We start from the raw sequence: 13,712 nt of genomic DNA, 5'->3' as shown, positions 1-13,712 counted from the left end.
GGGTTATGACAACACCCACCTTTTCCATTGTTGTGCCCGTTTATAACGAAGAGGGTTGTCTGGATGAACTTTACCGCCGAATTGTGGCGGTGATGGAGAGCACGGGCGAACCCTGGGAACTGGTGCTGGTTGATGATGGCTCTCGTGATCGCTCCACCGAGATCATCAAGCGGTTAGCAGAGCAGGATCAGCGCGTGCGGCCAATCATCTTTGCGCGCAACTTCGGTCATCAAATCGCAGTGACCGCAGGTTTAGACTACAGCCGCGGGCAAGCCGTGGTGATTATTGATGCTGATTTACAGGATCCGCCGGAGGTGATCCTTGACCTCATTGCCAAATGGCGTGAGGGATATGAGGTGGTTTACGCCGTACGCACCGAACGCGAGGGCGAAACGTGGTTTAAGAAAGCCACGGCAGCAGCATTCTACCGGCTAATCTACCGCATCACCGATGTCAAGATTCCGGTAGATACAGGTGATTTTCGTCTGATGGATCGCAAAGTAGTGGATGTCTTGAGCCGTATGCGCGAGCATCATCGCTTTTTACGTGGCATGTCGGCTTGGGTGGGCTTTCGCCAGATCGGCGTTCCTTACAAGCGAGCTCCTCGCTACGCGGGTGAAACCAAATACCCTCTGCGTAAGATGCTGCGCCTTGCTCTCAACGCGATTACCAGTTTTTCCTACTTTCCTCTTCAATTAGCAACCTATCTCGGATTTTTAGCGGCTGGTTTGGCGATTGTAGCGATTCCTGTGGTGATCATCTTACGCGCTTTGCAACCCCAAGCCTTTTTTGGTCAAGCATCCACGTTAATTGCGGTGTTGTTCCTGGGCGGTGTACAGTTGATCTCGCTTGGGATTTTAGGTGAGTATGTTGGTCGTATTTACGACGAAGTCAAAGGGCGTCCGCTTTATGTCGTACGCGAGGCGCCCTCTGATGATCAAACCATAGCAAAAAAATCATAATTCAAGAGGAGTGTGTAACGATGACAAAAATTGATTTAACGGTCATGCCCGAACGACGCGAACGAACCATTCAACGTGTCCGGGAGCGCAATATTATTATTCCCACTTTTGCTCAGATGAAGAATCCCGATTTGATCCCTGCGCGTATTAAAGAGGAACTGCGCAACATTGGACTCTGGGATGTTCATCCGCGCAATCTCTTCCGCATTACCTGGAAGAATGAGCCTGTGCCATTTGGGGGCGGCTTTGGCCCAGTCAATACACTGGAGTTTCCCAGCAGTCTGACCGGCGTGCCGGCGCGCATCATTGGCTTGGTGGGTAAGTGGTTTCCTACTGGTGCGCATAAGGTTGGTGCAGCGTTTGGGTGTCTGGTGCCACGTTTGGTGACCGGGCAGTTTGATCCTACGACACAGAAAGCTGTATGGCCCTCGACCGGCAATTACTGCCGTGGAGGCGCGTATGATTCGGCTTTGCTAGCCTGTGACTCGATTGCCATCTTGCCCGAAGGGATGAGCAAAGAACGGTTTGAATGGCTATCAAAGATTGCTAGCGAGGTGATCGCAACCCCCGGTAGTGAATCTAATGTTAAGGAAATCTTTGATAAATGCTGGGAACTGCGCCGTTCGGGCCAGGACTTGATGATCTTCAACCAGTTTGAAGAATTCGGTAATTATTTGTGGCACTATGATGTCACCGGGCACGCTATGGAAGAAGTGCTCAAGCGTGTCATGGGCCCGAAGGACGAATTCCGCGGCGTGGCGCTGACCACCGGTTCTGCTGGTACAATTGCCTGTGGCGACTACCTGAAGCAACTCTTCCCCAACAGCAAAATCGTGGCTGGTGAAGCCTTGCAATGCCCGACCCTCTTTGAGAACGGTTTTGGCGCTCATCGCATTGAGGGCATTGGGGATAAACATGTGCCGTGGATTCACAATGTGAAGAATACCGATCTGGTAGCGGCAATTGATGATAATGACGTGGTCGCAGTGATGCGCCTGTTCAACGAGCCGACCGGGCGGGAGTATCTGGTGCGCAAAGGTGTTCCAGAAGAGGTCGTTTCGAAATTGGATCTCCTCGGCTTCTCCGGGATTGCCAACCTGCTCTCTGCCATTAAAACGGCCAAGTATTACGAGATGGGTGAGAATGATATTATGCTCATTGTCCTTACCGATTCCATGGAACTTTATGGTAGCCGGATCCAGGAATATCGCGAGCAGTACGGTGAATTTACTCCGTATCATGCGGCAGAAGCCTACGCCCGTAGCCTGCAGGGACAGAGCGTGGATTACCTGCTCGAACTGCGCTACGCGGATCGCCGACGGGTGCATAATTTGAAGTATTACACCTGGGTGGAGCAACAAGGTAAGACCTACGAAGAAATTTTGGCCCAGTGGTATGATCGCAACTACTGGACTGAGTTGCAAAGTCAGGTGGAGGAGATTGACGCGCTCATTACGGAATTCAACGAGCGGGTCGGATTGATCAAAAACTATCAATAAGGCTGTATGGTGAGCGAATTGCCCCGCCTCTATTACAAAGGCGGGGCGGTTTTTTCTTTACCAAAAGTATAGTAAAATAGGCGGCGTTGGGCATATCGAAATCTTCAGGGAGAGAAACCACAATGCAAACATGCTCACGTTGTCAAACTCAAGTGCTTGATACTGAAATACTTTGCCCGACCTGTGGGGCAGATTTGTATGAACATTCCACAGCCAGGGTGGCTCTAAAGAAAATGCAGGCCAACCCGCGTGTCAGCATGATTCGCCTTGCGGTTGCTGCCGATGCCTGCCCAACTTGCCGCAAGATGTATGGCACTTATCCCAAGGATCAGGTTCCTCTGTTGCCCATTGAGGGGTGCTCGAACGGGCTGGGATGCCGGTGTTTTTATGAACCGGTCCTGACCGAGATTTATCCCTGAAATTGTTGAACCCAACCCAAGAGAGCACGCGCCAACTCTGCCGGAGCTTCGAGCATCGGCATATGTCCGATTTCGGGGAGTTCGACCCAGGAAGCCGCGGGGATTTGTTCAAGCATCGCCCGGATCCGTGCCGATTCAATGAGCGAATCGGCCGAGCCAGTAACGATCAAGACTGGAACATTAATTTCGCGTAGCCAGGTGTTGGCATCTTCACGTTCGGCCATCCCCAGCAGTGCATGGATGGCCGATTGGGGGGAACAAGACCGGATGAAGTTACGAATTTTCTCTTGTACGATGGGGTTGGGAGAAAGTCGTTGTGGCATTTCCTCCAGCAATGGAAGAATGCCCTGTGTGCGGATTTTGGCGACGGTCTGATAGCGTGCTTCACGCCGTAGTGGCGAATCAGGATCGGGATGCGAGGAAACAAGGGCCAGGCCGGTCAATCGCTGCGGATAAAATCGGGCAAACGCCAGGGCAACGTATCCACCCATGGAGTGACCCACCAGGGCAACCCGTTCAAGTTTCAAATGATCCATGAGGTATCGCACATCTTCGGCAAGCGAACTCATCCTAAGCACATCATCACTGGCTGGGGATTGGCCAAAGCCGCGTAGGTCGGGGAGGATCATGCGGATATGGGAGGCTAGATAAGGGATAACCTCATCCCAGATATGGCGATTGAATGGGAAACCATGCAGGAAGAGCACCGGAATACCCTCGCCAACAACTTCGTGAGCGAGTAGGACAGGTTCAGGAATCATCATGACCTCCATTCTGTGCCGATTTGTTCCAGGTTTCCAGAAGGAAATATGCCAGTTTTAGCGCTTCCTCACGGCTTCGGATTTCACCGCTGGCGTGGGCTTCTCGAATTTCTTCAAGGAGTTTCCCGATGATGGGGCCAGGTTGCAACCCTAGGGTTTCTACCAAATCGTTTCCATTGATAAGAGATGGTGGCTGGATAATGTCCTCTTTTTGGTGCCACCAGGCGTCTAAAAGTTGTTGGCAGATGGTTAATTCGCGGTTCCAGACCCCTTGGGGCAGGGTAGTATGATATGTGGCTAGAGTATCTGCTAGTGTGAGCAGGCAAATATCCACGCCCGCCGTCCCGACATCTCGGAAAAAGCGGTAGATTGCGCGGCGAGTAAGTTGGTCTTGAGCACTTGCTAATTGATGAACTCGCATATGGTGACGAACGACCCTGGCGCCATGTTCAATTTCATCGTTGCTGAGGGCCAGAACACGGGCGCGTTCGATAAAGTAGTTCGTGCTGAGGCGTTCATGGCCGATAAAATGAAGCCGGCCATTCGGGTGGATATCTGCGGTTACGGGTTTTCCGCTGTCGTGATAGGCAGTGGCTAAAAACAGTAGGGCTCGCAGGCTTCGGTTGGGGTTGAGGCGAGTGGAAAAATGCGAAATAAGGGAATTTCGGAAACGCCCCAGGTAAAGGGTGGCAGTTCCCATGGTTAAAGAGGCCGCTTTATCTTCATTGTACTCAGCGACCAACAATCCAAACAGCCGTTCGAGGTAATCCAGGGTGGCTAATGTGTGTTGCCACACATCATACACATGTGGAGGAGGTTGTAAAACCCCTTTTAGCGCACTTAATTCAGGGAAAATATGGGGAAGGATGCCTAAGCTGTCCAGTAACTGAAAAGCAGTCTTGACATCCGGCCCCTCGAGCATTTTGAAAAGTTCATCTCGTTTGCGCTCAGCGGATACATGCTCAAGCAACGGTATGGCTTGTCGTAATCCTACCAGGGTGGCAGGGAGAAGGCGAAATTTTAGGGTATTGGCCAGACGCACACCACGTAAGACCCGCAGTGGATCGTCGGAAAAAGTCGTTTTGGAGCAAGCGCGTAATCGCTTTTCACGTAAGTCAAGCGCTCCATTGAGGGGGTCAATCAGGGTTTCGGGCTGGCTGAGGTCAATAGCCAATGCGTTAATGGTAAAATCGCGGGCGTGTAAATCCTGCTCGATAGTTAACCCTCTGATACGCGAAAAATCTAATGTGAACGGTTGGCCATCTGCTGCGACGCCTAAGACGCGGAAAGTTTCTCGTTCATCATCCATTGTGTATAGTGCTGCCCCCAGGGTATCAGCAACCATTCGGGCAACCATGTGAACATCTCGAGAGACCACGAAATCCAGGTCGTGGCTCCTCTTTTCCAAAAGCGCATCACGCAAAGCCCCTCCTACCAGAAAGATACGCCGATTGGCATGGCTCAACCGGCGCAACAACTGGGGGAGTGCAGGGACGGGAAATAACGCCTCAAACGTAATTAACATTCGCGTTTTAACCGGCTCTGTTGATATTTTTCTTCATTAACGACGCCGATAAAGGGCAAGTTACGATAAAGTTCATCCAGGTCGAGCCCATAGCCAAAGACGAATTTGTTGGGAATTGTAAAGCCGACGTACCGCAGCGGAACCTCAACCTCGCGCCGTTCAGCCTTATCTAATAAGGTACATACGGCAAGACTACGCGGCTTGCGAGCAGATAGCAGGTTAATCACAGAAGCCAGAGTGCGCCCGCTGTCAATAATGTCTTCTACGATGAGCACATCGCAATCTTCAATGCTGGTGTTTAAATCAAGGGTGATGCGAACCTGACCAGTGGATTGGCGACTCCCGGCACCATAGGATGAAACAGCCATGAAGTCCACCATATGGGGGACAGTCAGGTGACGGATAAGATCGGTTAAAAACATGACCCCACCCCGCAGAATGCACAGCAGAACCAGTTTTTCTGAATGTTTATAATCCTGGCTGATCTGGGCGCCCAGTTCTGCTACCCGTTGCCGTAAGGCTTCTTCTGGGATTAGGATTTCTTCCAGGAATTCTTCATATCTATTGCACATCATACCCAACTCCTTGGGATAAGGTTTTAATCACGGGGTACGACATGATGCTTACGACAACGGGCTTCATAGAGCTCAGAGGCCCCAACGATAATCACGGGATCATTATAATGAGCCGGTTTACCGTTAACCAAGCGCTGGGTGCGGCATGCAGGTTCACCGCAAACCATACAGATGGCCTGCAATTTATCCACCCGCTCGGCTTGAGCCATGAGGATGGGCATATAACCAAACGGTTCGCCCCGAAAATCGGTGTCCAGCCCAGCGACAATGACTCGAATGCCACGGTTAGCCAGCTCCTGAACCAGAGGCACAATCGCCTCGTCGAAAAACTGGGCTTCATCTATGCCTATGACGGTGGTGTCGGGGTCTAAATGTTTCAATATATCACTTGCTTTTTCAATGGGAGTCGCATCAAATGCTGTTCCGGCATGCGACTTTACTTGTTCGTTACCATAGCGCTGATCAATGATGGGCTTAAAAACTTGCACCTTCTGGCGCGCAATGGTGGCGCGCCGCAACCGACGAATGAGTTCGTCGGTTTTACCGCTAAACATGGAACCGGTAATGACCTCGACCGAACCAACGTGATGTTTCATGCCATGCTCCTTAGCGGGTGTGGGTTGCCTTGATTTTAACCCAATCTCTAAACCTGCTGATTAAAAAAATCAGGCAGACGTTTAACTGCGTCTGCCTGATCTATTGGCTCGGTTTCCCGATTAGACAGTAATCTCTTCAGCTGCTGAGGGCAGGGTATAGCCTAACTGGCGCAAGCGTTTTTTGAGATTGATTAGGGATTGGCGGCCAAATCCCTCGATAGCAAGCAGCGCAGCTTCGCCTTCTGCCAGTTTCTCCAAAACCTGACCCACTGTAGTTAGCCCTGCTTTCTCTAGAGCCTCAGTAGGACGAGGGCCGAGGTTGAGTTCGGCAATAGGGCGGTTGGGAGACGTGCGTTCTTGCTCGCGTGCTCTTTGGGTTTCCACATATTCCTGGCGAGCCTGTAAACGCTTATAGAAGCGGTCTACTTGCCCTTCAATATCGAGGATGCGTTGCTGTTGACCCGTGTAAAACGGATGGCATTTTGAGCACACCTCGGTATGGATTTCTTTCTTAGTTGAACCCGTCGTCCAGGTATTACCACAAGCGCAGATAACCCGGGCGTCGGGGTAAAAAGTCGGATGGATGTCTTTTTTCATCGTTAGCCTTCCTATCCTAAAATTTAGGAAGCCAATACCATCATGGCATTAGGCTTCGGCTGCGACTGGGACAACACTGACGCGCTTGCGTCCGCCTGGCAACGTTTCAAACACTACCACGCCGTCTGCTGTGGCGAAAAGTGTGTCGTCCTTGCCAACATCTACGTTCAAGCCGGGCTTGATCCGGGTGCCACGCTGGCGAACCAGGATATTACCAGCTAGTACATATTGTCCCGCGAAACGCTTTACACCTAAGCGCTGGGAATTGCTATCTCGTCCGTTGCGGCTGGAACCGCCACCCTTCTTGTGTGCCATAGGTCCTACTCCACCACAGAAATAGAATTCACTAACAGGCGGGTATATTGTTGACGATGACCGGTCTTCACGCGGTAGCGCTTTTTCGGGCGATATTTAAAGACAATGATTTTGGGCCCTTTGAAATGTTCCTGGATCGTTGCGGTGACTTGAGCGCCAGGTACAGTTGGGGTACCAACTTGCACCTTGCCATCTTCAGCGACCAGCAACACTTGGTCGAGCACAACCTGCTCTCCAACTTCTCCAGGAAGACGATCTACTTCCAGGGTTGTCCCTTCGGTGACTTTATATTGCTTACCACCACTTTCGACAATTGCGTATTTTGACATTCCTCATCTCCAATCTTCACTTCGCCGGGATACACGCGTAGGTAAACGCCTGTGCCCGGGGAAGTTGGGGATATTACATGCACAAGCCCCAGCGGCAATGCCGGGGCATTGGCAAGTAATATTATACCCGAGCAGATTTTAATCTGTCAATGTTTGAGCCACTTTCTCACCCTGAGGAGTGAGAATACGCACGTCACCATCACGTCGGGTAATGCCAAGGGCATCCATATACTCTAGAAAAGCCAGTGCGTAGCGGCGCGATGTTTGAAAATAATCTCGAAATTCGGCTACGCTGAGGGTAGAGTGATTTTTTAGGTGTAAGATGACAAAACGCACCATGGTCTGAAAGTCGGTCTTACGAAAAGCAATTTCGTCAGAGATGGCTACTATAGTTCCGTTTTCAATCAGAGCATTGAAGACTTCTTGACCTACCAATTCTATGCATTCGCGTATCGTAGGTGGGGCATAAGGGGTTGTAGCGAAGCGCCTTAAGAGATGCTCAACCTGTATCGTCTGTTGAGTGTTGAATCGCACCTTGTGGTGAGGATGGGCAATAAATTGCCCTTGTTCACTCAGCATCCCGGTTCTCAGCCATTGATGCAAAGCAGCCTGAAAAAGGGGTGGGGATAGGCGCAGTTGACTCCGCAGAGCTTCGCGGGGTATGCCAATCCGCAAAGGATATTGACGGTGATAATGTTCCATGATCGTGAGCGCTTTTCGTTGCAGATCCTGCCACTGTGTGAGCGTGAAAAGGAAAGGTTCCTCATTGGGGGAATCAACCGCGGCAAGTGCAAAGAAATGTTTTGATCCATCGGGATCATTGAGAATGCGAAAAATTTCCTCTATGGTGAGACCGGCGTGCTTTGCAGCAAGAGAAAGAGGGAGTGGACCGGCGTTCTGGAGTGTGACAAGTAGGGTTTTATCGGAAGTGCCCTGACTCAACACCGAGAGATGCTCTAACGTTTGGGGATCAAATCGGCGATAACGCTTTTGTGGGTGGGGCTCCAGTACGATTCCTCCGCCAATTGTTTCACCGGGTGATGGACGACGTAAAATAAAACGATCGCCACGTGAGACAACGAGAGGGGAGTAGGTTTCTAACTGCAGCCATCCCTCTTCGCCAGGGTGGATGGCTTCAGCACCTAGCACACGCACCCTTGCCAGCACTTCACTGCTACCCATGAACACTTTAACTTCGTTATTATGCTGAAGCGGAGCATGTGCATCGGGGATCAGACGACAGCGGGCATCCAGGCGTTGGGTCGGTTGATATAGCCCTGGTAGGGTAAGAACATCTCCGCGTTGAATTTGCTTTACTTCAATACCGCTGATATTAACCGCAGTGCGGCTACCAGGCTGGGCATGCGGGGTTTTCTTTTTATGTGTTTGCAACCCTCGAATGCGCCCCTTTAATCCTTTGGGTAAAATCTCAATCTCGTCACCTAGATTCAGGCAGCCATCTATCAAGGTTCCCGTAACTACTGTGCCAAATCCAGAGATCGAAAACACTCGGTCTATAGGCAGGCGGGGTTTCCCTAAGTCTGGGCGTGAAGGTGTGTCAGCCAAAAGGTGCTCCAGTGTTTCGAGCAAGATATCAAGACCGGCGCGGGTGATGGCTGAAACGCGTATAATGGGTGCGTTTTGTAGCGTTGTACCTTGAAGGGCATGTCGTATGTCGCTTTCAATCAGGTCAAGCCACTCTGGATCGTCTACAAGGTCAATTTTGCTTAATACCACAATTCCTCGTTCTACCCCAAGCAGATCCAGGATAATCAAGTGCTCCCGCGTTTGAGGCATGATTCCTTCATCGGCGGCAATAACCAAAAGCGCAGCATCTATCCCGCCGACACCGGCTAGCATATTTTCAATAAAATCGCGGTGCCCGGGAACATCTACAATTCCCACACTCTCGCCGTTGGGAAGGGTAAGCCAGGCAAAGCCTAGATCTATGGTCATCTCCCGTTCCTGCTCTTCCTTGAGGCGGTCAGGGTGGATGCCGGTGAGTGCAGCCACTAAGGTTGATTTTCCATGATCTACGTGCCCGGCAGTACCAATAACGTGCGTGACCATACTTACCTAAGGATTCTGGGCGATTAATTGCTCGTAAGTTTCTAGTAGTTCGCGCGAAAATGCCAGGAGTTTTTGGAGGCGTTTATGCGCCTCTTCAGTGAAGAGTGAAAGTGAATCTTGAAGTTCTTGCACCGAATCTTCCAGGTTAGTGAGTCGCTCATTGAGTTGGTTGATCTGGCGGATCAAATCACGATTTTGTTCTTCCTGGACCAATAGATAATTTGCCCATCGTTTTTGATCATCGGCCTTAAAACTTGCCCATTCCTGGCGAAAGCGATCCTCTACCAGGCGTTGCATCTCGGTAATCTCATTGATCCGACGTTCAAAACGAGCCGTAATATCTTCGAATGCTTCTTGGGCGCGCTTTATGGAGCGGTGGGTAGCTTCAAGCGTCTGAATCTGAGCATCGAGGTTGGCGGCTGTGGCTTTCATTTCTTCAAATCGAGCCTGCCATTCTTGCCAGGTGCGTTCGCGTTCAAACGCCAGCATGTTTTGTTTATCCATAAAGGCGATTTGGCTTTGTTTACGTTCATTTTCTGCGGCGATCAGTTCATTGATCTTTGCTTCAAGTTTGCGCTGAACGTCGCCGATAACATCCATTTTCCCCCGTTGTTCATCCAGACGTTTACGAATAGCCGCTACCTCGCCTTGAAGGTCAATCACCCGCTTAGCATCCTGGCGCTGATTGTCTTCTAGAAGTTTTTGCTGACGCCGAAACTCTTCATCTGCGCGTTGATATTGTTCAATCTGTTGCTCCAGCGCATCAATCAGCCGGTTCAAGCGACCTTCTTCTTCGATTCGAGCCTGTAGACCTTTGCGCAGTTCAGGGATGGCTTCCAGGCTTTTACGTACCTCGGCAATAGCTTTGTTTAGGGCTTCTAAATCGGCCAAACGCATTCGATCTGCTTCACGGTCACGTTCGGCACGCTGTTTTTCTAAATCTTGAATCATCCGTGTTAATTCAACGCGTACCTGAGCAATGCTTGTCTCGATCTGATCGAAACGAGATAAGTTGGCGCTCAAGCGGGCGAGTTCCCCTTCCAGGGCAGTGAGTTGTTGCAATGACCGTGGATATCCCTCTTCGAGGTCCGCGATTCGTTCTTGAAGCGTGGCGATCAGCAATTTATCCTTACGCCGTTCTTCTTCAAGCCAATCCAGACGTTTTATTATTTGCTCAAGATCCATTGGGCGGTCCTTTCACGGCACAGTGATCGAAAATTACAGATGAGGGGTGCTCCAATTATAGTCAGATTTTAACCGCATAAGGCGAAAGAAGTGGCATAAAGGTTAACGGGCCAGATTGATAAAACTCTGAGCGACTTGGAGCGCGGGGCTGAGCAGAGAAGCGGGAAACAAACCCAGAGCGAGAAGTCCAACGATACTAATTAGGGTTAGAGGGGACACGGTTCTTAAGCCATTGGCGAGTTGTGTGGTTTCAAAGGTGGATTCCAATGTGTAACTGATAAGACGTAATCCATTAAGAAGAAAGAGCACGTTTCCTAGAAGTGCTCCCATGACTGCAGGGAGCGATTGTCGTGCTAGGTTGAAGAGAATCTCTTGACGGACAGGGAAACTTGCAAGCAAAGGCAAACCACCCAAAGAGAAATAACCGGTCAGGAATCCGAGCGATGCCCAGGACATTGGCTTCAATAGTTCGAGCGAAAGTGTAGAAGATGCTTTGGCGAGACTCCGGAAAGAGTCCAGGGATTGAGTGAGCAAGAAAGTTCCCAGAACTCGTCCAGGCAACAATTCTAAGAAATAGGTTACTCCTTGGGCAGAACCTGGGGCAATAGCGATGAGTGCAAAGCCCGAGTCGAGCATCAGGCTATAACCCAGTAATCGGTTCGGGTTTGCGGTAGATAACGCTCCTAGGCCAGCATATAAGATCATGATAATCCCTACGAGTTGAAGCGATGTCGTAAACATCATAAGGTTACGAATCCAAGAGGTACTGTTAAGAAAATCTAGAAATACTAAAAAGCCTGAAGTTGTAATCAGGACAAGAAAGAAACCGGCCTCATAGGGAGGATTATCTTGTGGCAGCATCACAGCCCAGGTGTGAAAGGGAAAAATGGTCAACCACAATGCAAATCCTGTTGCAACCAGCAAGAGAGCCGGTAAGACACTTTCTGTTTGCTGAGGGATACTCTCAAATTGGCTAAATAGCCATCCCCCAATAAGAATTAGAGGAGCCGCCAGAATTTGGAGAGTCAAGAAGCGTAGGATGGCAGGAGACGGCGTCTGGTACGGTGGAGATAGTGCCGGGATGGCAACAAGAACCGCTAGAGCAAGAAGTGGTGCGGTGTAAATAAAAGGTTCTACAGCGAAGGCAGCAATAAGAAGCGCTACAGTTGCCAGTCCGTGAGGGATAAAAAATGGAGAGGCGTGATGACGCATTGCCCCCAGGAACCACCAGGCGCTGGCGCCATAAATTAGGATTAAGAGAGGGCGATCTGACGAGGTCAGGCGAAGTTGCCGCCCCAGGATAGTCAAGATAGGACTTAATTCGAGTGACCAATTTCCCAGGCGCAATGTACCGCCCAGGGGGAGTGCTGTTGCTGCTAGGGCTAGAATTATGCAAAACCCAACGGAAAGCCCAAGGGTGAGCCGACGATACTGGCGTAAAATCCACAAAATGCTTGCTAAGATTAGGGGAAAAATGATCCAAAGCCAAGGGGTACTCATTATCGAGATCCCGAAGATTGATGGGTAATAGTTAGGTAGGCGCCAATTGCTGCGAGCCCCATAGTGACCAGGGCAAGCAAACCGGTCATAAGCACTGAATTGACCATAAAGGCATAGATTAATTCGAAGCCGGAGAAGACTTCAAGCAACCCTAAAGTAGCGATTAAGGGATGGCGCGAAAAACCATTCATAAGGATACCACAGCCAGACAGGATAATTCCTGCCCTCAAGTAAAGAGGCTCGATGGGCAACCAGGCGGCGGTTGAGGGTTGAAAAGAGAAGGCCAAACCCACAATCATTCCGCCGCTAATAAGTCTGAAAGCTTGCTGCGACCAGGGTGCCTCAGGCATCTTGTTTATGGCCATGTTCCAGATGGCAGCGCCTAGAAGGATGGTGGCGGCCAAACCTACGATTAATTTCACCAGTGCCAAGCCCACGCTGAGGGAGGTACTAACTACCCAGAAGAGAATCATATATTGGAGGGCCACTGCCACCAGACGGAAACGATAATCTACCTCAAGAAGGGCAGATAGAGCGGTTAGGGTAAACAGCATTAAATGTAACCACGCTAAATTCATGGGGATATTCCGCTTGCATTGGCGAGAGAGAGTAAGAGCGCCAGGAGAACGAGTGCCCACAGAAGGCCGCTTTCTCCTTCTAACACTCCTTCAAGGAAATGGGCCAACGGTTTCAACCCTTTATGCAGGAGAGTAAAACCATTTATCAACCAGATTAGCGAAAGGAATTGAACAAAATAATGTCGAATCTGATTTATGTGTTGACCGAGCCAAACGAAAAATGGGCGGGTGCTCGAAAGGGGTATTATCCGATAGTGGACCCCCAATACACCTGCCAAAGTCAGAAGAAAAGTAATGCTTCCCGCCAGCCACTCTTGCGTGTGAAGGGTTGGTTTGAGACCCCATAATCCCCAAGCGGTGAGGGGAAGAAACAGAAGCCCAAGCCCATAAACCACCGCAATCCAGCGTTCTGAGGTGACAAGTGAACCTTTGGCGTTGTTCATATGGTGGTACCATCCCGTAATGGATATCGCCACGGTCAGTGGCCATATCCATCCCCCTAATGTGGTCATGAGGCCTTGCCATCCACCTGCCAATGGTGTGAGCGGAAGCGTTGAGAATGTGAGAAGAGTAAGGAAGAGGAAAACCCGTCGTGGCGGTAAGACAAAGATAGCAAGCAGGGGACAAGTTCCCATCAATACCATTAGTAGTGCCCAGGGGAGGGGAGAGGCATTCGCCGCATATGCGCTGGCAAGGGCGAGACTGCTCATGGCCGCGATCCAATGGGGAAAGCCCTGCGAAGCTTCGGGGCTGTTGCCCCATAAGAGCGCGTTAATAAACCCCCACAATGACAAAAGCAAA

At 50.5% G+C, this 13,712-nt stretch carries 15 protein-coding genes and 1 pseudogene; 3 read left to right on the top strand and 13 right to left on the bottom strand.

All coding sequences use genetic code 11. The features are described from left to right. The first annotated feature begins 5 nt into the window (after nucleotides 1-5). From AC01YT_RS07975 to AC01YT_RS07965, 3 genes are all read left to right on the top strand, one after another. On the top strand, nucleotides 6-962 hold the full coding sequence (locus tag AC01YT_RS07975) for a glycosyltransferase family 2 protein (RefSeq protein ID WP_476674334.1): 957 nt from the start codon (nucleotides 6-8) through the stop codon (nucleotides 960-962). A 20-nt stretch (nucleotides 963-982) separates the two neighbouring features. After that, the gene (locus AC01YT_RS07970; protein WP_476674332.1) at nucleotides 983-2,461 is read left to right on the top strand and encodes a pyridoxal-phosphate dependent enzyme; all 1,479 of its coding nucleotides are present in this window, start codon (nucleotides 983-985) and stop codon (nucleotides 2,459-2,461) included. Nucleotides 2,462-2,583: 122 nt separating this feature from the next. After that, nucleotides 2,584-2,880, top strand: coding sequence for a hypothetical protein (locus AC01YT_RS07965; RefSeq protein WP_476674330.1), 297 nt, complete (start codon nucleotides 2,584-2,586; stop codon nucleotides 2,878-2,880). Here AC01YT_RS07965 and AC01YT_RS07960 read toward each other — a convergent pair. The 13 genes and pseudogenes from AC01YT_RS07960 to AC01YT_RS07900 all read right to left on the bottom strand — a co-directional run. Next, a complete protein-coding gene (locus tag AC01YT_RS07960; protein WP_476674328.1) occupies nucleotides 2,871-3,644 on the bottom strand; it encodes an alpha/beta fold hydrolase in 774 nt (257 codons plus the stop codon). The genes AC01YT_RS07965 and AC01YT_RS07960 overlap by 10 nt on opposite strands. Further along, on the bottom strand, nucleotides 3,631-5,166 hold the full coding sequence (locus AC01YT_RS07955) for a CCA tRNA nucleotidyltransferase (protein WP_476674326.1): 1,536 nt from the start codon (nucleotides 5,164-5,166) through the stop codon (nucleotides 3,631-3,633). The genes AC01YT_RS07960 and AC01YT_RS07955 overlap by 14 nt, the downstream gene beginning before the upstream one ends. Next, nucleotides 5,160-5,741 carry a hypoxanthine phosphoribosyltransferase gene (gene hpt, locus AC01YT_RS07950; protein ID WP_315626111.1) on the bottom strand — a complete coding sequence of 194 codons (582 nt, stop codon included), beginning with the start codon at nucleotides 5,739-5,741 and terminating at the stop codon, nucleotides 5,160-5,162. The genes AC01YT_RS07955 and hpt overlap by 7 nt, the downstream gene beginning before the upstream one ends. Nucleotides 5,742-5,764: 23 nt before the next feature. Then, nucleotides 5,765-6,337, bottom strand: coding sequence for a thymidine kinase (locus AC01YT_RS07945; RefSeq protein ID WP_476674324.1), 573 nt, complete (start codon nucleotides 6,335-6,337; stop codon nucleotides 5,765-5,767). Nucleotides 6,338-6,457: 120 nt separating this feature from the next. After that, nucleotides 6,458-6,721 carry a DNA-directed RNA polymerase subunit alpha C-terminal domain-containing protein gene (locus AC01YT_RS07940; RefSeq protein WP_476674372.1) on the bottom strand — a complete coding sequence of 88 codons (264 nt, stop codon included), beginning with the start codon at nucleotides 6,719-6,721 and terminating at the stop codon, nucleotides 6,458-6,460. Nucleotides 6,722-6,724: 3 nt separating this feature from the next. Next, a pseudogene (gene rpmE / locus AC01YT_RS07935) lies at nucleotides 6,725-6,934 on the bottom strand (50S ribosomal protein L31); the annotation flags it as partial. A 48-nt stretch (nucleotides 6,935-6,982) separates the two neighbouring features. Beyond that, entirely contained in the window at nucleotides 6,983-7,249 is a 267-nt protein-coding gene (rpmA, locus tag AC01YT_RS07930) for a 50S ribosomal protein L27 (protein WP_315626113.1), read from the bottom strand. Between the two features lie 5 nt (nucleotides 7,250-7,254). Continuing rightward, entirely contained in the window at nucleotides 7,255-7,578 is a 324-nt protein-coding gene (gene rplU / locus AC01YT_RS07925; RefSeq protein WP_424911633.1) for a 50S ribosomal protein L21, read from the bottom strand. 138 nt (nucleotides 7,579-7,716) lie between these two features. Then, nucleotides 7,717-9,648 carry a selenocysteine-specific translation elongation factor gene (gene selB / locus AC01YT_RS07920; protein ID WP_476674321.1) on the bottom strand — a complete coding sequence of 644 codons (1,932 nt, stop codon included), beginning with the start codon at nucleotides 9,646-9,648 and terminating at the stop codon, nucleotides 7,717-7,719. 6 nt (nucleotides 9,649-9,654) lie between these two features. After that, nucleotides 9,655-10,833, bottom strand: a complete 1,179-nt coding sequence (locus tag AC01YT_RS07915; RefSeq protein ID WP_476674319.1) for a hypothetical protein — start codon at nucleotides 10,831-10,833, stop codon at nucleotides 9,655-9,657. A gap of 102 nt (nucleotides 10,834-10,935) precedes the next feature. Beyond that, nucleotides 10,936-12,333: a proton-conducting transporter transmembrane domain-containing protein gene (locus tag AC01YT_RS07910; protein WP_476674317.1), complete on the bottom strand. Its 1,398-nt coding sequence runs from the start codon at nucleotides 12,331-12,333 to the stop codon at nucleotides 10,936-10,938. Further along, nucleotides 12,333-12,911: a hypothetical protein gene (locus AC01YT_RS07905; protein WP_476674315.1), complete on the bottom strand. Its 579-nt coding sequence runs from the start codon at nucleotides 12,909-12,911 to the stop codon at nucleotides 12,333-12,335. The genes AC01YT_RS07910 and AC01YT_RS07905 overlap by 1 nt, the downstream gene beginning before the upstream one ends. Then, on the bottom strand, nucleotides 12,908-13,712 hold an 805-nt coding region (locus AC01YT_RS07900; protein ID WP_476674313.1), incomplete at its 5' end, for a hypothetical protein. The genes AC01YT_RS07900 and AC01YT_RS07905, both read right to left, overlap by 4 nt.

This window comes from Thermanaerothrix sp., assembly GCF_056331585.1.
The sequence above is the reverse complement of the archived record's forward strand: the minus strand, read 5'-3'. Positions and strand labels throughout refer to the sequence as shown.